This window comes from Mycolicibacterium vinylchloridicum (assembly GCF_013404075.1).
GTDB lineage: Bacteria > Actinomycetota > Actinomycetes > Mycobacteriales > Mycobacteriaceae > Mycobacterium > Mycobacterium vinylchloridicum.
Genome location: NZ_JACBJQ010000051.1, coordinates 1 through 22,946, shown reverse-complemented (window position 1 = coordinate 22,946; position 22,946 = coordinate 1). Strand labels below are relative to the sequence as shown.

The 22,946-nt window shown below is 66.6% G+C and carries 30 protein-coding genes; 17 read left to right on the top strand and 13 right to left on the bottom strand.

Annotated elements, in window-relative coordinates; genetic code table 11:
- From HPC46_RS27760 to HPC46_RS27695, 14 genes are all read left to right on the top strand, one after another.
- Complete coding sequence (locus HPC46_RS27760; protein ID WP_179475390.1) at positions 1 to 1,239, top strand: ABC transporter substrate-binding protein; 1,239 nt, start codon at positions 1 to 3, stop codon at positions 1,237 to 1,239.
- Positions 1,220 to 2,071 (top strand): ABC transporter permease subunit, encoded by an 852-nt coding sequence (locus tag HPC46_RS27755; protein ID WP_179475389.1) that lies wholly within the window; start codon positions 1,220 to 1,222, stop codon positions 2,069 to 2,071. Before HPC46_RS27760 ends, HPC46_RS27755 begins: the two co-directional genes overlap by 20 nt.
- Positions 2,068 to 2,859, top strand: coding sequence for an ABC transporter permease (locus HPC46_RS27750; protein WP_325096796.1), 792 nt, complete (start codon positions 2,068 to 2,070; stop codon positions 2,857 to 2,859). The genes HPC46_RS27755 and HPC46_RS27750 overlap by 4 nt, the downstream gene beginning before the upstream one ends.
- The gene (locus tag HPC46_RS27745) at positions 2,856 to 3,902 is read left to right on the top strand and encodes an ABC transporter ATP-binding protein (RefSeq protein ID WP_179475388.1); all 1,047 of its coding nucleotides are present in this window, start codon (positions 2,856 to 2,858) and stop codon (positions 3,900 to 3,902) included. The genes HPC46_RS27750 and HPC46_RS27745 overlap by 4 nt, the downstream gene beginning before the upstream one ends.
- 248 nt (positions 3,903 to 4,150) lie before the next feature.
- Positions 4,151 to 5,521, top strand: coding sequence for an MFS transporter (locus tag HPC46_RS27740; protein WP_179475387.1), 1,371 nt, complete (start codon positions 4,151 to 4,153; stop codon positions 5,519 to 5,521).
- Between the two features lie 130 nt (positions 5,522 to 5,651).
- Positions 5,652 to 6,563, top strand: coding sequence for an Rv1678 family membrane protein (locus HPC46_RS27735; RefSeq protein ID WP_179475386.1), 912 nt, complete (start codon positions 5,652 to 5,654; stop codon positions 6,561 to 6,563).
- Positions 6,564 to 6,566: 3 nt separating this feature from the next.
- Entirely contained in the window at positions 6,567 to 7,694 is a 1,128-nt protein-coding gene (gene fadE16, locus HPC46_RS27730) for an Rv1679 family acyl-CoA dehydrogenase (RefSeq protein WP_179475385.1), read from the top strand.
- A gap of 14 nt (positions 7,695 to 7,708) precedes the next feature.
- Positions 7,709 to 8,530, top strand: coding sequence for an Rv1680 family SBP-like protein (locus HPC46_RS27725; RefSeq protein WP_179475384.1), 822 nt, complete (start codon positions 7,709 to 7,711; stop codon positions 8,528 to 8,530).
- A complete protein-coding gene (locus tag HPC46_RS27720) occupies positions 8,524 to 9,522 on the top strand; it encodes an Rv1681 family radical SAM protein (RefSeq protein ID WP_179475383.1) in 999 nt (332 codons plus the stop codon). The genes HPC46_RS27725 and HPC46_RS27720 overlap by 7 nt, the downstream gene beginning before the upstream one ends.
- A 241-nt stretch (positions 9,523 to 9,763) precedes the next feature.
- A complete protein-coding gene (locus HPC46_RS27715; RefSeq protein ID WP_179475382.1) occupies positions 9,764 to 10,102 on the top strand; it encodes a DUF427 domain-containing protein in 339 nt (112 codons plus the stop codon).
- On the top strand, positions 10,099 to 10,488 hold the full coding sequence (locus HPC46_RS27710) for a hypothetical protein (RefSeq protein WP_179475401.1): 390 nt from the start codon (positions 10,099 to 10,101) through the stop codon (positions 10,486 to 10,488). Before HPC46_RS27715 ends, HPC46_RS27710 begins: the two co-directional genes overlap by 4 nt.
- The gene (locus HPC46_RS27705) at positions 10,485 to 11,345 is read left to right on the top strand and encodes a haloalkane dehalogenase (RefSeq protein ID WP_179475381.1); all 861 of its coding nucleotides are present in this window, start codon (positions 10,485 to 10,487) and stop codon (positions 11,343 to 11,345) included. Before HPC46_RS27710 ends, HPC46_RS27705 begins: the two co-directional genes overlap by 4 nt.
- A 52-nt stretch (positions 11,346 to 11,397) precedes the next feature.
- Positions 11,398 to 11,616, top strand: a complete 219-nt coding sequence (gene nrtS, locus HPC46_RS27700) for a nitrate/nitrite transporter NrtS (protein WP_179475380.1) — start codon at positions 11,398 to 11,400, stop codon at positions 11,614 to 11,616.
- 116 nt (positions 11,617 to 11,732) lie between these two features.
- The gene (locus HPC46_RS27695; RefSeq protein ID WP_179475379.1) at positions 11,733 to 12,284 is read left to right on the top strand and encodes a peroxiredoxin-like family protein; all 552 of its coding nucleotides are present in this window, start codon (positions 11,733 to 11,735) and stop codon (positions 12,282 to 12,284) included.
- Here HPC46_RS27695 and HPC46_RS27690 read toward each other — a convergent pair.
- The 5 genes from HPC46_RS27690 to HPC46_RS27670 form a co-directional block, all read right to left on the bottom strand.
- Positions 12,281 to 12,586: a DUF427 domain-containing protein gene (locus tag HPC46_RS27690; protein WP_179475378.1), complete on the bottom strand. Its 306-nt coding sequence runs from the start codon at positions 12,584 to 12,586 to the stop codon at positions 12,281 to 12,283. The genes HPC46_RS27695 and HPC46_RS27690 overlap by 4 nt on opposite strands.
- A 109-nt stretch (positions 12,587 to 12,695) precedes the next feature.
- On the bottom strand, positions 12,696 to 13,259 hold the full coding sequence (locus tag HPC46_RS27685) for a hypothetical protein (RefSeq protein ID WP_179475377.1): 564 nt from the start codon (positions 13,257 to 13,259) through the stop codon (positions 12,696 to 12,698).
- Positions 13,260 to 13,370: 111 nt separating this feature from the next.
- Complete coding sequence (locus tag HPC46_RS27680; RefSeq protein ID WP_179475376.1) at positions 13,371 to 14,804, bottom strand: dihydrolipoyl dehydrogenase family protein; 1,434 nt, start codon at positions 14,802 to 14,804, stop codon at positions 13,371 to 13,373.
- The gene (locus tag HPC46_RS27675) at positions 14,801 to 15,079 is read right to left on the bottom strand and encodes a zf-HC2 domain-containing protein (protein WP_179475375.1); all 279 of its coding nucleotides are present in this window, start codon (positions 15,077 to 15,079) and stop codon (positions 14,801 to 14,803) included. Before HPC46_RS27675 ends, HPC46_RS27680 begins: the two co-directional genes overlap by 4 nt.
- Entirely contained in the window at positions 15,076 to 15,639 is a 564-nt protein-coding gene (locus HPC46_RS27670) for an RNA polymerase sigma factor (protein ID WP_325096794.1), read from the bottom strand. The genes HPC46_RS27675 and HPC46_RS27670 overlap by 4 nt, the downstream gene beginning before the upstream one ends.
- Before the next feature lie 78 nt (positions 15,640 to 15,717).
- On the opposite strand from HPC46_RS27670, the gene HPC46_RS27665 reads away from it, so the two are divergent.
- The gene (locus HPC46_RS27665; protein WP_179475374.1) at positions 15,718 to 16,377 is read left to right on the top strand and encodes a class I SAM-dependent methyltransferase; all 660 of its coding nucleotides are present in this window, start codon (positions 15,718 to 15,720) and stop codon (positions 16,375 to 16,377) included.
- On the opposite strand, the gene HPC46_RS27660 is transcribed toward HPC46_RS27665, so the two are convergent.
- Positions 16,374 to 17,000 (bottom strand): TetR/AcrR family transcriptional regulator, encoded by a 627-nt coding sequence (locus tag HPC46_RS27660; protein ID WP_179475373.1) that lies wholly within the window; start codon positions 16,998 to 17,000, stop codon positions 16,374 to 16,376. The two genes, HPC46_RS27665 and HPC46_RS27660, sit on opposite strands and share 4 nt — an antisense overlap.
- A 72-nt stretch (positions 17,001 to 17,072) precedes the next feature.
- Here HPC46_RS27660 and HPC46_RS27655 point away from each other — a divergent pair, with 72 nt between their 5' ends.
- Both HPC46_RS27655 and HPC46_RS27650 read left to right on the top strand, forming a co-directional pair.
- Positions 17,073 to 17,642, top strand: coding sequence for a carboxymuconolactone decarboxylase family protein (locus HPC46_RS27655; protein ID WP_179475372.1), 570 nt, complete (start codon positions 17,073 to 17,075; stop codon positions 17,640 to 17,642).
- Positions 17,639 to 18,460 (top strand): peroxiredoxin family protein, encoded by an 822-nt coding sequence (locus tag HPC46_RS27650; RefSeq protein WP_325096793.1) that lies wholly within the window; start codon positions 17,639 to 17,641, stop codon positions 18,458 to 18,460. Before HPC46_RS27655 ends, HPC46_RS27650 begins: the two co-directional genes overlap by 4 nt.
- A 9-nt stretch (positions 18,461 to 18,469) precedes the next feature.
- On the opposite strand, the gene HPC46_RS27645 is transcribed toward HPC46_RS27650, so the two are convergent.
- From HPC46_RS27645 to HPC46_RS27615, 7 genes are all read right to left on the bottom strand, one after another.
- The gene (locus HPC46_RS27645) at positions 18,470 to 18,817 is read right to left on the bottom strand and encodes a glutaredoxin domain-containing protein (RefSeq protein ID WP_179475371.1); all 348 of its coding nucleotides are present in this window, start codon (positions 18,815 to 18,817) and stop codon (positions 18,470 to 18,472) included.
- Positions 18,818 to 18,849: 32 nt separating this feature from the next.
- On the bottom strand, positions 18,850 to 19,728 hold the full coding sequence (locus HPC46_RS27640; protein ID WP_179475370.1) for a cytochrome c biogenesis CcdA family protein: 879 nt from the start codon (positions 19,726 to 19,728) through the stop codon (positions 18,850 to 18,852).
- Positions 19,721 to 20,266, bottom strand: coding sequence for a protein disulfide oxidoreductase (locus HPC46_RS27635; RefSeq protein WP_407665571.1), 546 nt, complete (start codon positions 20,264 to 20,266; stop codon positions 19,721 to 19,723). Before HPC46_RS27635 ends, HPC46_RS27640 begins: the two co-directional genes overlap by 8 nt.
- Before the next feature lie 139 nt (positions 20,267 to 20,405).
- Positions 20,406 to 20,675, bottom strand: a complete 270-nt coding sequence (locus HPC46_RS27630) for a hypothetical protein (RefSeq protein WP_179475368.1) — start codon at positions 20,673 to 20,675, stop codon at positions 20,406 to 20,408.
- A 193-nt stretch (positions 20,676 to 20,868) separates the two neighbouring features.
- A complete protein-coding gene (locus tag HPC46_RS27625) occupies positions 20,869 to 21,606 on the bottom strand; it encodes a flavodoxin family protein (RefSeq protein WP_179475367.1) in 738 nt (245 codons plus the stop codon).
- 134 nt (positions 21,607 to 21,740) lie between these two features.
- The gene (locus HPC46_RS27620; RefSeq protein WP_179475366.1) at positions 21,741 to 22,061 is read right to left on the bottom strand and encodes a hypothetical protein; all 321 of its coding nucleotides are present in this window, start codon (positions 22,059 to 22,061) and stop codon (positions 21,741 to 21,743) included.
- 32 nt (positions 22,062 to 22,093) lie between these two features.
- Positions 22,094 to 22,819, bottom strand: coding sequence for a Crp/Fnr family transcriptional regulator (locus HPC46_RS27615; RefSeq protein WP_179475365.1), 726 nt, complete (start codon positions 22,817 to 22,819; stop codon positions 22,094 to 22,096).
- Positions 22,820 to 22,946 lie beyond the last annotated feature (127 nt).

The following is a 22,946-nucleotide window of genomic DNA, read 5'->3' as shown; positions in this document are numbered from 1 at the left end:
ATGACCACACGGCGGCGACAATACACAGTGGTGGCCCTGGTGACCGTCGTGTGCACGCTGGCCGCGTGCGCCGCCCCGGATCCCGACCCTGTTCAGGCAGCGCCTGCGTCGTGGTCCGAGATTGCGGACCAGGCGAGGGGGCAGATGGTGTCGCTGTGGATGTACGGCGGCGACGAGCAGGGCAACACCTACGTCGACGACGTCCTGGCACCGGCCGCCCAGCAGGCCGGAGTGACACTGCGCCGGGTGCCGATCGCCGACACCGGAGACGCGCTGAACCGCATCCTCGCCGAGCGGCAGGCCGGCGTCACCGACGGTGACGTCGACCTGGTGTGGGTCAACGGGGACAACTTCGGGACCGGCAGGCAGGCCGGTGCCTGGCTGTGCGGGTGGACGGAGTCGCTGCCCAACATGGCGCTGACCGATCCCGACGACCCACTGTTGACCAACGACTTCGGCACCCCCGTCGACGGATGCGAATCACCCTGGCACAGGGCGCAATTCACCTTGGTATACAACGCCGAGAGAGTTCCGGACCCGCCGACCGATTTCCTTGGCGTGCTGGACTGGGCGCAGGCCAACCCTGGACGGTTCACCTACCCGGCGCCCCCTGATTTCACCGGGTCGGTGTTCATCCGCGAGGCGCTCATCGCTGTCTCCGGCGGCCCGCAGAACGTCCCGCTGCAGTTCTCCCAACAGGACTATGACCGGCTGGCCCCACCCCTGTTCGAACGGCTGAACGCGCTGAAACCCGACCTGTGGCGTGCAGGGGCCACCTATCCGCAGACGTCCTCGGAACTCAACGACCTCTACGCCGGCGGCCAGGTGGACATGACGATGACCTACGGCCCCGCCACCCTGACCGAGTTGGTCGCCGACGGCACCTACCCCCCGCAGACCAGGGTGCTGACCCTGACGGACGGGACCGTCGGCAACGCCAGCTTCCTCGCCATCCCGTCCACCTCCGGCAGCAGCGCAGGGGCGCGGGTGGTCGCCAACTTGGCCCTGTCGCCGCAGCAGCAACTGGAGAAGGCCAAACCCGAGGTGTGGGGTCAGTTCACCGTCCTGGACCTGGGCCGGCTCTCCGCGACAGACCGGGCCGCGTTCGATGCGCTGCCCGCCTCACCGGTGGTGCCGCCGTACGACGTGCTCGCTCGCGACGCCCATGCAGAACTGGCCGCCGAGTGGGTGGCACCGCTCGACGAGGGATGGCGCCGCAATGTCCTCGCGGCCGACTGAGTCCGCAGCGTCCTGGCGGGCGGCGCTGTGGGTACTGCCTGCGGTGGTACCGGTCATGGCCGTCCTCATCGGCGGCCTCGGTTCGGCGCTGTTGCAGAGCCTGGGCCTGATGCCGCTCGTCGGTGCGCCGGCGCTGACAGTCGACGCCTACCGCGCCAACGCCGACGACATGGCGACATCCGCAGCGTTGTCCGTCGCGATCGCCACCGCGGCGACAGTGATCGGGGTGCTGGTCGGGGTGGCGACAGCCCTGACCGCGGTGGGGGGTCGTCGCGCGGCACTGTGGGCGGGAACGGTGACCGTCCCCGTCCCGCACCTGATCGGCGCCGCGACCATGGGCCTACTGCTTGCCGACTCCGGCCTGTTGGCGAGGGTGTTCGGATTGTCCGACGGCGGCTGGCCTGCCCTGGTCGGCGGCCGATGGTGGATCGCTGTGGTCCTGGAGTACGCCTGGAAGGAGGCCGCGTTCATCGCGTTGGTGGTGGCGTCTGTGCTGGCCACCCGAGTCGCCGGCTATGACGAGACCGCCGCCATGCTGGGAGCCTCGCGGCGTGCCCGGCTGCGGTTGGTGACGTTTCCCCTGATCCGTCCCGCCGTGGTGGCCGCGGCGACCATCAGCTTCACCTACACCCTGGGCTCCTACGAGGTGGCTCTGCTGCTCGGCCGGGCCTATCCGGAACCGCTTCCGGTGATGGCGATCCGACTGTTCACCTCGATCGACCTCGCCACCCGGCCCCAGGCAGCCGCGGCGGCCGTCGTCACCGCGGTGCTGGCGCTGCTCGCGGTGGCCGGCGCACTGACGATGTTGCGACGATCGGCGATCTGGCGGTGACCGCGTGGACCCGGACCGCCACGGGACGAGGGGTGCGCGCTGCGCTGGCGCTGTGGTTCCTGCTTCCCCTGGTTCCGATGCTGTTGTGGGCGTTCGCGAATCGCTGGCCTTTTCCGGATCTGCTGCCGCAGCAGTGGGGTCTGGACGGGGTGCGTAGCGGGCTCACCGCGGGCGCCCCGCACGCGTTCGTCGTCTCGACGGCCATCGGGCTCGCGGTGGCGGCCATCGCCACCCCTGCCGGTGCACTCGCGGCCCGCGCCTTGGCGTCCGGCCGGCTGCCGTTTCCGCGTCTGACTGAAGCCGTGCTGTTCGCGCCGCTGGTCCTGCCCGCGTTCGCGGTGGCGATGGGCTTGGACGTGCTGGTCCTGCGTACCCGCGTGCCGAGTCCCCTCGCCGTCGTCGCCGTGCTGTCGGTGGCCGCGATCCCGTACACCACCTATCTGATGCGGGCCGCCTTCGGCGCCTACGACATCGGTTTCGAGGAGGAGGCCCGCACGTTGGGCGCATCCCGCGCGACGGTGTTGCTGCGGGTGCAGATCCCGCTTCTGGCGCCTGCGCTGTCCGGTGCGGCGTTCCTGGCGTTCCTCGTCGGCTGGAGTGACTACGTCGTGACCCTGCTCATTGGGGGTGGACGAGTGGTGAGCGTCCCGATCCTGGTGGGGTCGTTCGCCGCGGGTACCGGAAACAGTGCCGTCGTGGCGGCGCTGTCTCTGGCAGCGGTGCTTCCGCCGTTGATCCTGCTCGTGGCGGTAGCCCGCGCCGGACGACGAACGCAGACCCCGTCATGAGTACCCGACTGGGGCTGCGGGACCTCACCCGCCGGCATCCGGGCCAGCCGGTGCCGGCGCTGCGTGGGCTCGATGTCGACGTCGACGGCGGTGCCTGCCTGGCGCTGCTCGGCCCGTCGGGATCCGGAAAGAGCACGGCGCTGAGGCTGATCGCCGGACTGGATACGCCCACCTGTGGCAGCGTGCTTCTCGATGGCGAGGATGTAACGAACACACCCGCTGAGAAGCGCGGCATCGCCATGGTTTTTCAACGGCCACTGCTCTTTCCGCATCTGTCGGTCATCGACAACGTGGCCTTCGCTGCGCGTGCGGCGGGGCTTTCCCGCCGGGACTCCCGGGCGGCGTCGCGGCGGTATCTCGAATTGGTCCAGCTCAGCGACTTCGCGAGCCGTTCTGTCGCCGATATCTCCGGCGGTCAAGCTCAGCGGGTGGCGCTGGCCAGATCGCTGGCCGCCGAGCCCAAGGTGCTGCTCCTTGACGAACCGTTCGGCGCGCTGGACAGTGCGCTACGCGGCGATATGTATGCCCTTCTGCGAGCGGTCCGGGACGAACTCAACCCCACCATCGTCCTGGTGACCCACGACCAGTCCGAGGCGGCCATGGTCGCCGATTCCATTGCGGTGCTCATCGGCGGTGTACTGGAACACGATTCCGACGTGCAGGCCGCATACGTGCGGCCGTCGACCCTGGCGGTGCATCGGTTGATGGGCGGGCTGAACGAGATTCACGGGTGCGTCGCCGCCGGGGTGCACCACTCCGACCTGGGTCCGCATGCGCTGCCGACGGCTGCGCGCATTCCGGACGGACCCGCCACGTTGGTATTTCGCCATGAGATGGTTCACCTGACATCTGCGACCGACTCTGCTCTCACAGGCACCGTCAGCTCGCTGCAGCCGGCCGGCATCCGATGCCTGGCCTGCGTGCGCATCGGTGAATCGTCGATATTCGTCGAACTCGAACCTCAGGTGAATCTCACCGTAGGCGCCGACGTCGGGGTGGAGCTTCCGGCCGGTGCGCTCCATGCGATCAGCACGGCCCTGTAGCTCCACATGGAGGGCGAAGCGTCTGTCAGGTAGGACTTGCGAGCCACCCCAAGCACGACAACGCTGAGCTTGAGCGTTGAACTCATTCGGCGGCACGTTGTCGGCTGCGCAAGGGTTCTCTGGCGGGAAGGCCTTCATCACACTCAGCCGCCGTCCGTCCTCAACATTGTCAGCACGCTGACCACATCGGGGAGAAGCCTCACACGCCGTGATTAGGGTGGCGTCGACCCTGGCGGCGGGAGGATCCGATGGCACGACGGCTCGACGAGTCCGATTGGCGGCCAATGCACACCCGCATCGCCGCGGCGCTCGGTATCGGATGGATGCTGGACGCATTCGAGGTGCAGATCATCGGCTCGGTCATCCCGGGAATCCAGGCCGAGTTCAATCTCGACGGCCGGCAGGCCGTGCTGATCAACATCGTCTGGTTCGCCGGGATCGCGCTGGGCGCGCTGGGATTCGGCTATCTGGCGGATCGTGTCGGACGGCGCAAACTGTTTGTCGCCACCCTGATTTTGTACTCGCTCGCCGCGGTGGCGACCGCGACCGCCCCGTCCTACGAGATCTTCGTGTTGTTCCGCTTCATCACCGCGCTAGGCGTGGGCGGTGAGTACTCGGCCATCACCTCGGCGATCGCCGAGTTCACCCCGTCCCGCAGTCGGGGCCGCAGCAATGGGCTCGTGATGAGCTTCTGGGCGATCGGCGGGATCCTCGCGAGCCTGGTCTCCATCCTCGTCATCTCCACCTTCGGACTAAGTTGGCGCTACACGATGCTCTTCGGGGTGCTGAGCGCTGTCTACGGTGTCATCGCCCGCAGGCTCATACCCGAGTCGCCGCGTTGGCTCGCCGCACAAGGGCGCCTGGATGAGGCCGACAGGGTGGTCACCGCGATCACCGGCGTGACGAGTGCGGATGGCTACGTTGTGGCCGGTCCGCCTCGCGGGACCCGTTCGGCGCTCAGCGAACTGTGGGTCAACCACAGGCCGAAGTTGTTCTTCGGGATGGCCTTGGACTTCTCCGAGGCGGCCGGCTACTACGGCTTGTTCACCGCGATGAGCATTTTCGTGTTCTCCTCGGCCACCGGTGCGGTTCCGATCAGTGACAGCGCACTGCCGTACTACTTTCTGACCGCCAACGTCGGAGCCTTCTTCGGTGGTCTGTTGGTGTCGTGGGCGCTGGACGCCGTCGGGCGGCGCCCCACGGTCACGGTCTCCTACGCCGCTGCGGCCGCAAGCATGTTGGGATGCGCGGCAGCCGCCTCGACGGGCTCGAAAACCCTTGTCCTGGTGGCCTTCACCGTTGCAGCCTTCGTCGCGACCTGCGCGTGGGTGTCTGCCTATCCCACCTTCTCGGAGATCTTTCCCACCGAGCTGCGGGCCACGGGGATCGGCGCCTCGGTCGCCGTCGGCCGGATCGGCGCGGTCATGGGGCAGATCCTGCTCGCCGAGGTCGCGGTGGTCTTCAACCTGACTACGGTGTTCGTCGTGCTCGGACTGTTCTGGTTGATCGGCGCGGTTGCCGGGGCACTGTGGTGGGTCAAGGGGATCGAGGCACGCGGCCTGTCGGTCGATGTCCTTGGCGTGCGGAGCGCCGAGGCGCGCAGTGGTTTGTTGAGGTGAATCGCAAACGGACACTGTCATCGCGATGACAGTCTGACGGCCCGCGGCGGCTGGAGACCGCTTGAGTGGGCAGAAGGGTGTCAGTGCCAAACCTGCCTGCGAGCCGCGAAACGAAGGTGAGACTGATCGTATGACTACGCCGAGCCCGCGCAGGGCGCTCGACCTCGTTTTCTCGCCGACACCCCCACCTGCGCGGGCGGGCGGCGTCGGCCTTGCGGTGCTGCGGGTCGTGGCGGGGTTGTTGTGGCTGGCGCACGTGTGGTGGAAGGTGCCCCCTGATTTCGGTGAGGAGCGCCGCACCGGGCTCTGGTTCTGGACGCACCTGGCGGTGGATCATCCGGTGTTCCCGCCGTACAGCTGGCTGGTCGAACACCTTGTGCTGCCGAACTTCACGCCGTTCGGGTGGCTGGTGCTGGTGGTGGAGACGCTGCTGCCGGTGTTGCTGCTGACCGGAACCGCTGTTCGGCTGGCTGCGTTGATCGGCATCGGCCAGTCGTTGGCGATCGGGTTGTCGGTGGCGCAAGCACCGAATGAATGGCCCTGGGCGTACGCGATGATGCTCGGCATCCACCTGGTGCTGCTGCTCGCGCCGAGCGCGCAGTACGCCGCGGTGGACGCGGTCCGCGCCGCCCGCATCGCCGGAGACCCCGTGCCGATTGCCAGGCGGTTACTCGGCGGATGGGGGGTGATTCTCGCGCTGATCGCACTCATCGCCGGAGTCAAGTCGCTCGGTGACGAGTTCGTCGCGCCGCGTGGGCGGGGCGTCGGCTACCCGCCACTGCAGTTGTTCCTCGGTGACTACAACATGCTCGCCGCACTGGTGCTGCTCGGAGTCGCGGGTCTGATGCTCGCCGCAGCTATCGTGCGTATCCAGCCCCTTTCCCTGGCTGCGGCGGCTCTCGCGGCGGCGGCCGCGCTGTCCATCTATGTGCAGCTCGGCCGCGCGGAGGTATGGCTGGGTGGAAATCCCAGCACTGCAGCAGTTTTCGTCTGCGCCGCAGTAATAGCCGTCGGCGCGCGCCCTCTTCGCGTATCGTCTTGAACCATGTATTCGACCGACGCGTTGAATCAGGTCACCACGGTCGCCGAGGCGAACGCCGATCACGTCGACGCAGCGGGAACGTTTCCCTCGGCGGCGGTTGATGCGTTGCGCGGCAGCGGGTTGCTGGGGCTCGTCCTGCCCGAGGAGGTCGGCGGCCTCGGCGCCGGCCCGAGGGAACTTGTCGATGTCGTGGGCAAGTTGGCAGCCGCCTGCGGTTCCACGGCGATGATCTACCTCATGCATACCGCCGCCGCCGTGTGCGTCGCCGCCGCGCCGCCCCCTGGCGCACCGGAGTTGTTGTCCCTCATGGCGTCTGGTGAGGCGTTGGGTACGTTGGCGTTCAGCGAGAGGGGCTCCCGTTCGCACTTCTGGGCACCGGTGTCGACGGGCGCGTTGTCCGACGACGGTGACTCGGTGAAGCTGCGGGCCGACAAGAGTTGGGTCACCTCGGCGGGTTACGCCGACGTGTACGTCGTGTCCGCTGGATCCACCTCGGGAGTCGCCGGCGAGGTCGACCTGTTCGCGGTGCCCAAGTCTGTCGGTGGCCTGTCCGTCGTCGCGCCGTTCACCGGGATGGGCCTGCGCGGTAACGCATCCTCGCCGATGGCGCTCGATGCGACGCTGCCTGTCGGTTTGCGGCTGGGAGAACAGGCCGCCGGGTTCGGAATGATGATGGAGACGGTGCTGCCGTGGTTCAATCTCGGCAACGCCGCCGTCTCGCTGGGACTCGCCGGCGCCGCCTACGCCGCCGCTGTCTCGCATGTCGGCGGTGCGAGGCTGGAACACCGCGACGAGTCGCTGTCGGCCCTGCCGACGATTCGCGCGCAGATCGCAAGAATGGGAACGGCTCTCGCGGCTCAGCGCGCCTATCTGCACAGCGCCGCCGCCAGCGTCAGCGCACCGGGCGAGGAGACGCTCGACTTCGTTCTCGGGGTCAAGGCATCCGCCAACGACGCCGCTCTAACCATCACCGAATCCGCCATGCGGGTGTGTGGCGGCGCCGCCTTCTCCAAGCACCTCCCCATCGAACGGGCCTTCCGGGACGCGAGGGCGGGAGCGGTGATGGCGCCGACCGCCGACGTGCTCTACGACTTCTACGGCAAGGTCGCCACCGGCCTTCCACTCTTCTGACGCAGGAGAACAAGATGAGCAACCCACTGATCGTCGGCGCCGTGGCCTACACCCCGAATGTCGTCCCGATCTGGGAGGGCATCCGCGAATACTTCGACAATCCAGGCCACCCCGACACGGCCATGGATTTTGTCCTCTACTCGAACTACGGGCGGCTGGTGACCTCGTTGATCGCCGGGCACATCGACGTCGCGTGGAACACCAACCTGGCCTACGTGCGGACGGTGATGCAGACGGACGGCCACTGCGTCGCCCTGGCGCAGCGCGACACCGACGTGGGATTCACCACCGTCTTCGTCGCGCCATCGGGCAGCGGGCTGTCCGGCCCGATGGCGATCGCGGGCAAGCGGCTTGCGCTCGGCTCGGCCGACTCCGCGCATGCGGCGATCCTGCCCCTGCACTATCTCGCCCGCGCCGGTGTTTCGGCATCGGACATACAGGTCATCCGGTTCGACACCGATATCGGTAAACACGGCGACACCGGCCGCAGCGAGCTCGACGCCATCGAGGCCGTGTTGGCCGGTGAGGCCGACGTCGCCGCGATCGGCAGCAGCACCTGGGAAGCGATGGGACGTGACGAGCTGATGGCCGGCACCCTCGAAGAGGTGTGGCGGACCGACGGGTACTGCCACTGCATGTTCACCGCGCTCGACACCCTGCCGGCCGAGCGGTACACCCCGTGGGTCGACAAGCTGCTGGCGATGGACTGGGACAACCCCGAGCACCGCAGGATCCTCGAACTCGAAGGCTTACGGCGCTGGGTGAGTCCGCACCTGGACGGGTACAAGCCACTGTTCGCCGCGGTGGAGGAGCAGGGGGTCGACCCTCGGTGGTGATCCTCGACCTGATGAGGTTGATGGCCACACTGGCCAACGGTGCCGTCGGCGAGATCACCGTCGCGTCGGCAGCTGACCGAGAGCTCGCCGAAAAGTGGTGCGCGCGAAGCGGTAACACCGTAGTGGACGCGAGCCTGGACGGGTCGGGGAGGGGCACACTGACGGTGCGGCGCGGCCGCCCCGCCGATCCGGTGCTGGTTCTCGGCCCCGATCGGATGCCGGGCGCTCGGCTGTGGATGTACACCAACTTCCACTGCAACCTCGCCTGCGACTACTGCTGCGTGGAATCCTCGCCGCAGACCCCGCGCCGCGAGCTCGGGGCCGACCGGATCGCCCGGCTGGCCAAAGAGGCGGCGGCCTGGGGGGTGCGCGAGATCTTTCTCACCGGCGGCGAGCCGTTCCTGCTGCCCGATATCGCCACCATCGTCGCCAGCTGCGCCGCGTTGCTGCCGACCACCGTGCTGACCAACGCAATGGTGTTCCGGGGCAGGGGGTTACGCGAGCTCGAGGCCATCCCGAGGGACAATGTGGCGCTGCAGATCAGCCTCGATTCCGCGACCCCGGAGCTCCACGACGCGCATCGCGGACAGGGAAGCTGGGCCAAGGCGGTGGAAGGAATCCAGCTGGCGCTCGGCCTGGGATTTCGTGTGCGGGTCGCAGCCACCGTGGCCGCGCCGGCCCCGGGCGAGCTGGCCGCCTTCCACCGCTTGCTCGACGAGCTCGGTATCGCGCCCGACGATCAGGTGGTGCGGCCGGTCGCCCGCGAGGGCGTGGCATCCGAAGGCGTGGCCATCACCCGCGAATCGTTGGTACCCGAGGTTACCGTCACCGCCGACGGCGTCTATTGGCATCCGGTGGCGGCGACCGATGACGACGCCTTGGTCACCCGCCGGATCGAACCCCTCGCCCCTGCGCTGGACGACATCTCTGTCGCCTTCGCCGAACTCTGGGCACGCAAGGCCAGCGCCGCGCAACTGTTCCCCTGCGCCTGACCCAGCCTCGGCGACGACAGGCCGGGACACGTTCGTCTCCCTTCACGGTTTCCCACCAGACGGTGATCCTTCACCGAAATAGGCTCGCGCTGAACAGGGTGGATGAATCGCACATCCGGTCGCGACGAATGGGAGTTGGTGCGCGGTCGGGCGGGTCTGTCACCGTGCTGACAATTGCCCGCGCGCCGGCTCTCGCGTGACGTCTGATGTGCAGAGGATCCGAACCAAGGGGGTCGCCGCGATGATCCGAGCCGTGTGGAACGACGTAGTGTTGGCCGAGGCGGTGCACACCGTGCGCCTTGAGGGCAACGACTACTTTCCGCCGGAGGCGCTCCGCCGCGAATACCTCACGGAAAGTTCGGCGACAACCGTGTGTCCGTGGAAAGGTACGGCCCACTATTACACGGTGACCGTCAGCGGTGAGGTGAACCCAGAGGCAGGGTGGTACTACCCGAGTCCGAGTCGCCGGGCGCGCCAGATCAAAGATCACGTCGCGTTCTGGCGCGGAGTGCGGATCGAGAGGGACGAGGCTGCCTCGGTCGCCGACCGAGCGCGAGCATGGCTGCGCGGCAAGCCATGAGCAAAGCGTCGCTGAGCGTACCTGTCCGAAGGCGACGACTCGTCAAGTCGGACGGGCTGCCGATGTGGGGCATCGGATTCGTAAGCGGGCTGGTGGGCATTCTGTGCTGTGTCGGCCCCACCGTCCTCGCGGTGTTCGGAATCATCAGTGCTGGAACGGCATTCGTGTGGGCGAACGACTTGTACGACAACTACGCGTGGTGGTTCCGCCTCGGCGGCGTCGCCGTCCTCGGCCTGCTCGTCTGGGTATCGCTGAGGCGCCGCAATCAGTGCAGCCTCGCCGGCGTGCGTCAACGGCGGTGGCGACTGCTGGGGGTGCTCGCGGTCGCGGTCGGCACGTACGTAGCGTTGTACGCCGTGACCACCTGGCTCGGCGGCTTCGCATGACACTCGATTTCTCACCGGACCGCGACCTCTACCCCTTCACATCGCGATGGTTCGACAGCTCGCAGGGTCGGGTTCACTACATCGACGAGGGCAGTGGTCCACCGCTTCTGCTCTGTCACGGCAACCCGACGTGGAGCTTTCTCTACCGGGACGTCATCGTGGGCCTGCGCGACCGGTTCCGGTGCATCGCCCCGGACTACCTGGGCTTCGGACTATCAGACCGTCCGAGTGGCTACGGCTACACCGTGCAGGAGCACGCCCGCATCGTGGGCGAGCTGGTGGACTTCCTGGGTCTGGACGGCTATCTGTCGATGGGACAGGACTGGGGAGGCCCGGTCACGATGGCGGTCGACACGGCCCGCGCTGACCGGGTACGTGGAGTCGTACTGGGCAACACGTGGTTCTGGCCGGCTGACACACTGCGGATGAAGGCATTCAGCAAGGTGATGTCCAGCCATCCGATGCAGCGCGCGATCCTGAACCGGAACTTCTTCGTCGAGAGGATGATTCCGGTGGGGACGAGTCGAACGCTGACCCCGCTGGAAATGGACCACTACCGGGCCGTCCAACCGTCACCGGAGGCGCGACGGGGTGTCGCAGAGCTGCCCAAACAGATCCTGGCCGCCCGACCACTGCTGCAACGCCTCGAACACGAAGTGCCCGAGACGCTGGGGTCCAAACCGGCGCTGTTCGTCTGGGGCATGAAGGACTTCGCGTTTCCACCCGCGCAGACGCTGCCACGGATGCGCGCCACCTTCCCCGATCACGTGGTCGTCGAGCTACCAGGAGCCAACCACTTCATGCAAGAAGACGAACCCGGCCGGATCGCCGCAGCGATCATCGACCGTTTCGGCTGACGTGGCGGTGTCGGCCGGTCGCACGTGGAGTCGGCCGCGCGATGCTGTGGCGATGTTCCTGCGCGGGTCCACGGTACGAACCGCTGGACCCACCGCGCTGTTCGTCGGAATAGTCCTGTCATTGGTCAACCAAGGTGCGGTCATCACGCACGGCGATGGCGACGGAGGGACGTGGATTCGGGTCGCGGTGAATTTCCTGGTGCCGTTCTGCGTCGCCAGCATCGGATACCTCTCTGCGCGGCGTGTGCTGCCCGGCGGTGACACTTCATAGGCCGATCTCGGACCAGCCGTGGTAGACAATGTCTGCGGGCTGACATTGTGTAGCCGTCAGGGTCTACCACGCTGATTGTCTTGAAGCTCAGGACAAGTGCTAGAGGAAGGTCAGTGATGCCGCGAAACCCGAGCAGGATCGCACCGGGCGACAGCGTTGACGTGCGCCAAGTGGACACGGTCAGCTCCGGGCCCGTGACGCTACCCGACCCGCAACGTCTGACCCATCTGCAATTCCGGCGCTACGCGGGCTGCCCGATCTGCAATCTGCACCTGCGCTCATTCGGCCAACGCCACGACGAACTCGAGGCCGCAGGGGTGCGGGAGATCGCGGTATTCCATTCGACGACCGAGGCGATGACGCCATATCAGGACACGTTGCCCTTCGTACTCATCGCTGACCCGCAACGGAAGCTGTACCGCGAATTCGGGGTGGAGAGATCAATGCGATCAATCGCCGATCCGCGCGCCTGGGCCGCTGCGGCGCGCGGCTGGAACCGCCATCTGCCACCGCAGTCCGATACCGGAGACGGTGGCCATACCGGGCTGCCAGCCGACTTCCTCATCGCCCCGAACGGCCGAATCCTGGCCTGCAAGTACGGGTTTCACGCCAACGACCAATGGACCTTCGACGAGGTACTCGACCAGGCCCGGCATCACCGGGTCTAACGCGCGGTCCGGTCGGTGCTGACCTCGACGCCATTCCAAAATGCCACTCGGCCCTTGATGCGCCGCGCCAACGGGGACGGGCGCCGATAGGTGAACGCTGCGCTGCGCAGCGTGGCGCCGTCTGCAGCCACGTCGTAGTAGCTGGCGATCCCCTTCCAGAAGCACAGACTCTTCGCCTTATTCGCGACGAGAACGCCTTCGGCGATATCGCTTTCGGGAAAGTACACGTTGCCTTCGACGATCACGGGATCGTCGGTGGTGGCTATCACGGTGTCTCCGACACGTGCGGTGGCGCTGGCCATGAGCGTCCTCTTCCTCATCCGTTGGGGGCAAGTTGTTTCCAATGCGGGAGCGGGGCGGGACGGGGGCGTGCTTCGACCCCCCGTCCCGACCCGCTACCGAAGGATCGGGCTAGGCGCTGCGGTTCCGGGTGAACGGCAGCAGTGCGAACGCCGTCGCGACACCGAACATGATGTGCTCGACGAGGAACGTGGGGTAGCCCACCATGGAGGCCATGTTGGTGATCGGGTCCCCGGCGGAGAAGATCGTCGCGGCCAAGGGGAGTCCGACCCACGCACTGACGGCGAAAACAACTGCACCGTAGATCATTCCAGCCAGGAGCAGCATCATGCCGCGTAGCTTCGCCATACGGACGATCACTGCGAACAGGACGCCGTACATCGCGCCCACCATCATGTGGATGAGTGCGCCCACCACGGCGGGACCGAACACGAAGTAGAAGTTCGAACCAGCCATGCCCTGCTCCATCGACGCCATCATCGTCGACGGATCCAAGAGCAGTGAACCGATGTGGTAGAGCGGTGTGAAGAAACCGGTGTGCTGGTAGGTGGCGGCGGCCATCATGGCGAACATCGCCATGACCAGAGAACCGATCACACCGGCGACAGCGCCGACGATGAGCGTTCGGCCGAATCCGGCCTTGATCTCGACCTGCGTTGAGGTAGTGGATGACATGGTGGTGCTCCCTCGTGGTGTCTGGTGTCTGGTGTCGGGGGAATTCATCCCCTCGTGGAGGAAACCCGGTGATGGCTGCCCGCCCTTCCCGACTGGCCCCAGTGTTTTTCGCTAGTTGCTTCGGAAGCGGAGCCAGGTCCGTCGCAGCTGGACGAGGATCCCGATCAGCCGGGCTGTCGTCGCCCGCCCCAGCTGTGCTCGGACGTCGGCGATCGCGGCGTTCCACGGTCCGTCGTTGTAGGTCGGGTATGGGTGTGTGGCGCCGGCGAGGTCGCGCGTGCGCATTCCGTGCTTGACTGCCAGGACCATTTCACCGATCGTCTCGCCCGCCCGCGGTCCGACGATGCTGGCGCCGACGATGCGGTGCTTGCGGTCGACGACGAGTTGGGTGAGTCCGCCGGTGTCGGCCTCGGCGATGGCGCGATCGAGGTGGCTGTGCGACAGGGTCTGCACGCGCAATCCTGTTATGCGCCGGGCGGTTCGGGGGTCGATTCCGACGACGGCGATCTCGGGGTCGGTGAACGTGACGCGGGGTTCTCCGGTGGTGTCGACGGTGCGGCGCAGGCCCAGGATCGCGTTGGTGGCGGCGATGCTGCCGTGCATTCCCGCCGTGTGGGTGAATTGGGGGTGGCCGGTGAGGTCGCCGGCGGCCCAGATCCGTGGGTTCGACGTGCGCAGCTGAGCATCGACGTGGACATAGCCACGCTCATCGAGCGTCACTCCCGCCGTCTCGAGGCCGAGTGCATCGGACCTGGGTGTGCGACCGACGGCGACCAGCGCACGGTCGAAATCGACGCGGCGACCGTCGGTGAGGGTGACGGTGTGCTCGCAGATCGACTCCGCGGTGGCAGCGGTCAGCACCTCGACTCCGTCGGAGCACATTGACGCGGTCAGCGCGGCGGCCGCGGCCGGGTCCTCGCGGGGGACGAGGGTCTGCGCTGACTCGATGAGCGTGACCGCAGACCCCAGCCGCGCAAAGGCCTGGGCGAGTTCGCAGCCGACACTGCCGCCGCCGAGCACCAAGAGCCGGCGCGGAAGTTCGGTGAGGTCCCAGACCGTTTCGCTGGTCAGGTAGTCGACGGTCTCCAGACCCGGTATGCCTGGCACGGTCGGGCGGGCACCGGTGGCGAGCACCGCCTGAGCGAACGCGATGACGTGCTCCCCGATCGCGACGGTGCCGTCGTCGGTGAATCGGGCCGATCCTTTGACGACCGTCACGCCGGCGTCGCTGAGGGCCTTCGGGGAGTCGACCGGGGCAATGGCGGCGATGGCCTCCCGCACGTGCTGCATCACCTGTTTGAAATCGACGGTCACGTCCGTTGCGGTGACCCCGAATGCGGATCCTCGACGGACGGCTGTGGCCGCGGCTGCCGCGGCGATCAACGACTTCGACGGCACGCACCCGGTCCACAGGCAGTCCCCGCCGGTGCGATCGCGTTCGACCAAGACGACTTTCGCACCGAAGCCGGCGGCCGTCTTCGCCGCGACGATGCCCGCGGTTCCGCCACCGACCACCAACAAGTCGGGGTGGGCTGCACGAGTCACTGCAGCTCACCGCGGACGAGGCGGTCAACGACGTCGTGCATGTGGGACACGCTTTGCCGATCGGGCATCCGTCGCAGTGCCCAGCGTGACAGCGCCGAATTGATCTGACGGAATTCGGCCGCGGCGGTGCTGCACTTGTCGCATTGGGCCAGGTGCGCTTCCAGTCGTCGGATTTCGCTCGGGTCCAGGAGTGCGGCGGGATCGGAGTCGAGGTAGCGCTGGATTCGGCGTGCTGACCAGTGGCACGTCACCATCATCCGAACGGCCCTGATCATGGTTGCCTCCCCGCGCTCGCTGCTTCGAAATTCGGCTGCAGATGCCGGCGGACACGTTCGCGTGCCCGGCTGAGTCTCGACATCACCGTTCCTACGGGCACACCCAGGGCCTCGGCGGCCTCGGCGTAGGTCAGTTGGTCGACGTCGACCAGAAGCAGTACGGTCCGGAACTTGGTGTCCAAACTCTGCACGGCACGTTCAAGATCATCTGGCAGGAAGGCGGCCATCACCTGCTCCTCGGTGCTCATAGGGGTGATTCCGAAGGCTGGCTTCGCGTCGGTGTACGACGCGATGTCATCCACGCTGTCTGGGCGCATCCGTCGACCCATGTTGATGTTGGTGTTCCGCAAGATGGTCAACAGCCACGCCCGGGGGTAGCGGCCGTCGAATCGGTCCATGGCGCGCCATGCTCGCATGAGGGTCTCCTGCACCAGGTCATCCACGTCTGAGGACCCCACGAGGGTGCGCGCGACTCTGAGCAGCACTTCGATTTCGGGTTCGACGTAGCGTCGGAATGCGTCCGCTTGCATGTCGTGCTCGCCGATCTGCGGTGGGTCCACTGTGAGGGAACCCGGCGGGGGGCTGACAGTGTTCCCGTATAGGACAACTTGCCAGAGATTCTGACGAACGGACTCCCGATGCCAAGAACAGGCCGCTATCGCTCTTCGGCGAGGTTCTATGACCTGATCTCCGCGGAGTGGCCCGTGTACCGGGCCGGGCGCGTGGCCGCGATCGACCTCATGGCGCTGCGACCGGGCCACCATGTCCTCGACATCGGCTGCGGTACCGGGCTGAACTTTCCCCTTCTTCAGAACCGAATCGGACCGAGCGGATCGATCACCGCCGTCGACGCCAGTGCGCAGATGCTCGAACAGGCCAGACGCCGCGCGTTCTCCGCTGGTTGGACGAATGTCCGACTCGTCGAAGCCGACGCTTCCGCACTGGACGCAAACGTGCCGGACATGGCAAGCGGCTTCGACGCCGTCATCAGCACCTATGCACTGTCTCTCATGGCGGATTGGCCGCGGGCACTGTCGACGATGGTGGCGGTCACGCGCCCGGGTGGCCGGGTGGCGGTGGTGGACATGCAGCGGCCGGTCGGGCGCGCCCGCCTGTGGAGTCCGCTCGCGCAGTTGGCGTGCCTACTCGGTGGCTCGGACATCGATGCACACCCGTGGGTTCCGATGGAGTCGGCCCTTGTCGACGTGCGACGACGGTCGGTACGGGGTGCGCACATTCAGATCCGGGTCGGGTCGGTCCCGACGTGCACGACTGATGCGTGCTCGACAGGGCGTTAGTCGCGCACCGCTGCTGACCATCGGCGAAGCTCGCGACTGATCGCGTGCAGGCCCGCGCGGGCCGCGGCGGCGTCGCCCGCCCGGGAGGCCGCGAATGCGCCGAACAGCGCTGCCTGGATCAGCCGGGCGCGGTCCTGCGATGATCCCGATTCGATGTCACCGTCGGCCTCCGCCAACTCGAGAGCGCCGTTGAGCGCTCGCTCGATCCTGCGGCGGTAGGCCGCTACGCGCTGCTGCACCTCGGGAATACCGTCGCCGACCTCCACCATGGTGTTGACCATGAAGCAGCCCCGTGGGGAGTTGGGGTCATCGAGCACGGCGCGCACCCGGCGGACGAACCGTTCGATGTCGGGTAGACCGCGGCGAGGCGATTCGAGGTCAGCGATGATGCCGCTCATTCCGTCTTCGTAGCGCGCGAGGGCGGCGTCGAGCACGCCCTGCTTGCTTCCGAACGTGGCGTACAGGCTCGACAGGCTCAGCCCGGCGTCTGCAGCGAGTTCCTCCACGCTCGTCGACCGGAAGCCGCGGCGCCACAAGGCCTGCTCCAGCGCCGCGGTAGCGGCATCGAGGTCGAATGCGCGCGGACGGCCGCGCCGTCGTGGGGTGACAGAGTCCGTTGACATTTCGGAGTGAATACTACACAATTCGGCTTTATGGAGCATTCACTCCTGAAATCGAGTAGAAAGCGATCCGCTATGGTCCACTCCGAACGCGCCCTCACGCTGCCGTCCCGCGACATCGACGACGCCGACCCGGCGATCGCCGCGGTACTGTCCAAGGCTCAGGCCAAGCAGGGTTTCCTGCCGAACATGTACCGCAACATGGCGAATGCGCCGGGACTGCTGGAGACCTACATGGCCGGATACGAGGCGTTTCGCAGCGACTCGGGGCTGAGCCCCGCTGAGCAGGAGACCGTGCTGTTGGCGATCAGCCGCACGAACGGCTGCGAATACTGCGTCGCCGCCCACAGCATGCTCGCGGATATGTCCAAGGTACCGACGGAGATCACCGACGCGCTGCGCGACGGCCGCACCCTGCCGGATGCCCGCCTCGACGCACTGGCGACGTTCGCCACCGCGATGGTCGAATCCCGTGGGCTACCCACGGGCGCCGATCTCGACGCCTTCCTCGCCGCGGGGTTCACCGAGACCGACGTCCTGCAGGTGCTGCTGGCGATCTCGGTCAAGACGATCAGCAACTATTCCAACCACCTGTTCCACACCGAAGTCGACAAAGCGTTCGCGGGCCGCGTCTGGGAGGCGTGACCGTGAACGCGATCGGCACCGGTGCCGGCTACCGCTTTGACCATCCCACCGTGGCAATGGTGCTGCGCGACATGCGGATCCCCGACTCCGACCCCGGTCCGGGTGACACGATTCCCGCATTCAGCATCACGACCACCGACGGCATCGAAATCGACAACGACAGCCTCCGCCGCGACGGCCGCCCTGCTCTGATCGTGTTCGGATCGTTGACCTGCCCGGTCACCGAGAGCGCCGGCGACGGTCTGCGTGAACTCGCCACCCGGTACGGCGACCGGGTCCGGTTCATCATGGTCAACGTCCGCGAGGCACATCCGGGCGCGTCGACCCCGCAACCTACGACCGAGTATCAGAAGGCCGAACACGCGGCACAACTCAAGGCGCACCACCGGTTGCCGTTCGAGGTCGCCACCGATGACCTCGACGGCACACTGCACCGAGCCTTCGGCCCCCGGCCGAGTTCGGCCTACCTGGTGGACTCAGCCGGCCGGATCACGTTCCGCGCCCACTGGTCCAACATCACCCCCGCCATCGAAGAAGCGGTAGCAGCCGCGGCAGCCGGTCAACGACCACCCCGCGCTGAGGTGGGCCACACCATTGCGGCAATGGCCCGAATGACCGGTTACGCCGGGCAGGCGTTCGATACTGCCGGCCGGGGAGCGGCCCTGGATACGTGGAAGGTGGCACCGCCGTTCGCCGCGATGATCGGCATCTCGAAGTCGTTCGGCTTTCTTGCGCCTCGCTACCGCGGCGTCGCCGCCATGATCGCGATGGCGGTGCTGACGGCAGCACTGATGGCGGTGCTCGCAGTGCTGTTGTGACCCTGGGTGTCAACCCGATTGGCGCCCGAACAACCGTGACCACCACGGCCGTCGAACGGACTCCGGATCGCTGCCCAGTAGTTCGGTTGCTCGCGAACCGAATTGGTCCCTGACGGTGTCGACGACCTCTCGCACGCTCGGATTGACCAACGCTGCAGTCCCCACGAACACCGTGGGGACGGTCTCGTCACCACCGGTGACCGCGCGCACGCGTTCCGCGGCGCCGCGATCGTCCCAGATGTTGATCTCGGTCGTCTCTATCGCGCGTCGCCGCAATCCTCTACGCAGGCTGCTGCAGAACGGGCAGCCCGGCCGCCACAACACCTCGATGCCATCGACGTAACCCGTGGAATTCATGCATCATCCTCCTTCGCCGACATGCATACCGCTCAGCTCTGCTCGGCGTCAGCCGTGCGCCGGCGCCGAGCGACAACCCGCCGCCACCCGAAAAACGCTGCGGCACCGACAATGCCAAAGAGAATCGCCACGATGGGCAGAACTCCGACGGCGCCGACCGCTGAGGACAGCGCCTGCTGAACGCGCGCGGCGGCCTCGATGATCGGATCCGCGGCGTCACCGCCGCGGATCACGCGCAGCTCGTAGAAGCCGTAGTAGGCCACGTAGGCGCCCGCCGCGAGCAGCAGAACCCCGCCGATTCGTGTCAGATAGCTTGTCGCTCCCCGCAGCCAGGCCGTGACCGGCGAAGCCGCCAACGCGATCGCGGTGGCCAGTACCCCCACCAGCAACGCCATGCCCGCGGCATAGGCCAGATAGGCGACGACACCGCCGAGAACCGAACCGGTCCGGAACGTCGAGCCGGTGACCGCCAGGAACGGGCCGATGGTGCACGACAGTGAGGCCACGGCATAGGCCACTCCGTAGCCGAACATCGACCTCAGCCGCGCCGTGGGCGCGCCGCTTCGAGACTTGGGGAGCAGCAGGGTGACCTCCCGTCCGCTCAGCATCCAGACACCGAGCAGGACCAGGGCGGCCCCGATCACCACGGTGACGACCGGCAGATACTGCTGGATCACCGCGGTGAACGGCGCGAGGATCAGCGCGAACGATCCGAAGACGACCAGAAACCCTGCCGCCATCATCGCCGTCGCGGTGAGCGCGCGACCCACAGCGGCGACGCGGCTGGGAGGCGCGTCGCCCTCGCCGGCGACCACCAGCGCGAGATAGCCTGGGAGCAAGGCGAAACCGCATGGATTCAACGCCGCGACAAGACCAGCGGCCATCGCGAACGCGATCGTTTCACTATCCATCGGGGTTGACGAGGGTCGAAACCCGGGTGCTCAACGCAGGCTCGCCCAGCGTGCCGCGCACGACATCGACGGAACCGTCCGCTCCGACGAACGCAAACGCCGGCTGCGCCGTCACACCGAAGCGCTGCCATACCGCGCCGTCGACATCGGCGATGTTGGTGAAGAAGCCGACATCATATTTGTCGACGAACTCCTGCATCGCCGGCTCCTGATCCAGCGCCGCCACCCCGACGAACGTGGCGTCGGGATTGGCCCGTGCGACTTTGGCGACGTCGGGAGCCTCCCGCTGACAGGTCGGGCACCACGGCGCCCAGAACCAGAACACCGCGGGCTTCCCGGCCAGGGACTGTCCGGAGAACTCCGGCCCACCTACCGTCTTGGCGGTGAAGTCCAGTTCCGTCGGGACTGCCGGGGCGCTTGACGACGCCGGCTGTTCAGCGGGAGGCACGCTCGACGTTGCCGAGGCGGCGTCGCCGCCGGTCCCACCACACCCGGCAATCAATCCGACTGTGCCCAGCAGCGCCAGCGCATACCTGATTCTCACTCGCAGAACCTTTCATCTCTTTGGGGTGGATGCGGTCAGCCAAGCAGCATCGACGCAACGAGCGCCCGCGCACTGTCATCGAAATGACAGTGTCGCTATGGAAGGTCGCTCCGGAAACCGTGGTGCCCCGGTCTCAGCAGCTGACATGGAGACAGACTGCAGGAGCACCGGCGCCGGCATCGAAGGCCGTGTGGTCGGGACCAAGTTTGGTGACACTGCACTCGGTGAGCGGCGCGACGCCCACCTGCTTCAGAACGACGGTGTAGCCACCGGCATGGAGTGAGTCCATGGTGTCCTGCGCTGTCGGGGGACCGGCCGGAGCCGTCACCACCGGGGACGCTGAGCCCAGACCCACTGCAGCCAGAACGCACACGGTGATCGTGACGAAACGTGAACGCTTCATTGCGCCGCCTCTCGATTGGCAGGTGTGAGGCTGCTGCTCCGACTCCTCGGCGCCCTCATGACCTGTAATCAGGATGCGCTGACAGTCAGCGATCGGTCGTCGAACTGTTCTCTGGCTGACACATGCTCTGGTTGAGGCGAACTCTTCGTTGCACTGGACCGTCGGAGCGCTCACGCCAATTCAGCGACCTCAATCACCGGTACTCGGGGTTGGCGAAACCGAATCGTGAGCCGGCATCCCAGTGTGCCCGCTGGTTGCCATACGCGGGAACTCCACCGGCTGCGCGCAGCAGCGAGGCGAGGTGCATCAGGTTGTAGGTCATGAAGGTGGTGTTGCGGTTGGTGAAGTCGTTGTCCGGGCCGCCGGACCCTTCGTCGAGATAGGACGGGCCCGGGCCGGCAGGTCCCACCCAGCCTGCATCAGCCTGTGGCGGGATCACGTAGCCCAGATGCTGCAGGCTGTAGAGAATGTTCATGGCGCAGTGCTTGATCCCGTCCTCGTTACCGGTGATCAGGCACCCGCCGACGCGGCCGTAGTAGGCGTACTGCCCGGCGTCGTTGAGTATCCCCGAGCATCCGTACAGCCGCTCGATGACGGTCTTCATCACCGAACTGTTGTCGCCAAGCCAAATCGGACCGACGAGGACGAGGATGTCGGCGGCCATGATGCGCTCGTAGAGGGCTGGCCACTCGTCAGTGTCCCAACCATGCTTGGTCATGTCGGGGTAGACGCCGGTGGCGAGGTCATGATCGATCGCCCGGATCTGGTCCACCGCCACGCCGTGTCTGACCATCAGTGCGGCACTGATGTCAACCAGACCCTGACTGTGGCTGCGCTCAGGTGACTTCTTCAATGTGCAGTTGATGAAGAGCGCACGCAGATGATCGAAGGCAGGCGCCGCACCACTATCGGCTGTCGAGATCTCGTTCATTACAGAGGGTTTCCCGTCTATTGATTTGACCGAGGCGAATGTGGCCCCGCTTTGAGAACCCATTCACTGTGTCGTCGTCTTCCGGACAGACTGAAGTCGTCTCGAAAGCGGTTGTCGCTCTGCATGGCTCTCTGCTAGCCCTCGCCGTGAACCAGCAACGTCCTTATAGCGTTGATCAGATCGTCACGAGAAGGCAGTCCGTGCAGGCCGGTTCGCGTTGGATAGATACGGCACGCCATCGCCGAACCGGGATCACGCGTAGGGAAGAGGTCGGTTCCGTTGACGAAGAAGCTGGGCGAGCCACGGAATCCCCGACGCTCGGCTTGCTTTTCGGTGCGGATCACCGAGATGCGGATCTCGCTCGGATGTCCGGCATCGGCGAGCACTCGCCCCAGGAGATCTATCGCAGGCTGCTCATTGGGGCAGTCCGGCACGACGAGGATCTCAACGTCCATCAGTGCGTTACCTCCTGGTACTGCGGCCGTGGCTACCCGGCCTTGGCGCCGAGACCTTCGGCATCGAGGATGTCGATGCCGGCGTAATGGATGGCGATGAGTCGATCCCGTTCGAGTTCCTTCAAAATCTTGTTCAACGACGGCCGTTGCACCCCCAGCATGGCGGCCAACGTGCGCTGCGCGAGTTCGACTGAGCCATCGACAGATTCGTCGAGCAGTAGCTTCGCGACCTGAGCCGGTAGTGTCCGGCCCAGCATTGCGACAAGCCGACCCTGTCCGGTCGACACGCGTTGGGCCACCGATGACAACCAGCGACGAGCAATGTTGGGATGCGAAGCGAGCAATGCTTCGAAGGCGTTGCGATCCAGGCACAGACAGGTGCTGTCGTCCAGCGCACGGGCAGTGTAGGCGAGGGGCATCTCCAGCAGCAGTGCGATGTCGCCATCGACGTCCCCTGCCCTCAGCACGTCCACAACGACACGCCGCCGCCCTGAACCTACGGTGAGTTCGATCTGTCCCTGTCGCACGATCCACACTCCGGACGGCGGTTGTTGGGCAGCGAACAGCACCGTGCCGGCGGTGAACTCCTTGGACACGAGGGTTTCGGCGAGGGCAGCAACATCGGCGGCCGACAAGGGAGCGGCCGCACCACGACCGACACACCGGGCCACCCAAGCGGCATGCCTGATCTGAGCGTCCTCAGGACTTTCGCCGCCCGTCAAGGCGCGTATGGCGTGCCGGAACGGATGTTCGGTCATGGTCAAGTCCAGGGGCGTGGTGTACGACGTCGTCGTGTGATTCTTCGATGTGATGGTTCAGGCGGTCAGTGCCGCGGGGGTGGCCTCCTGTTCGGTCGGTGAGCTCTGATCGGCTCGGGATTTGCTG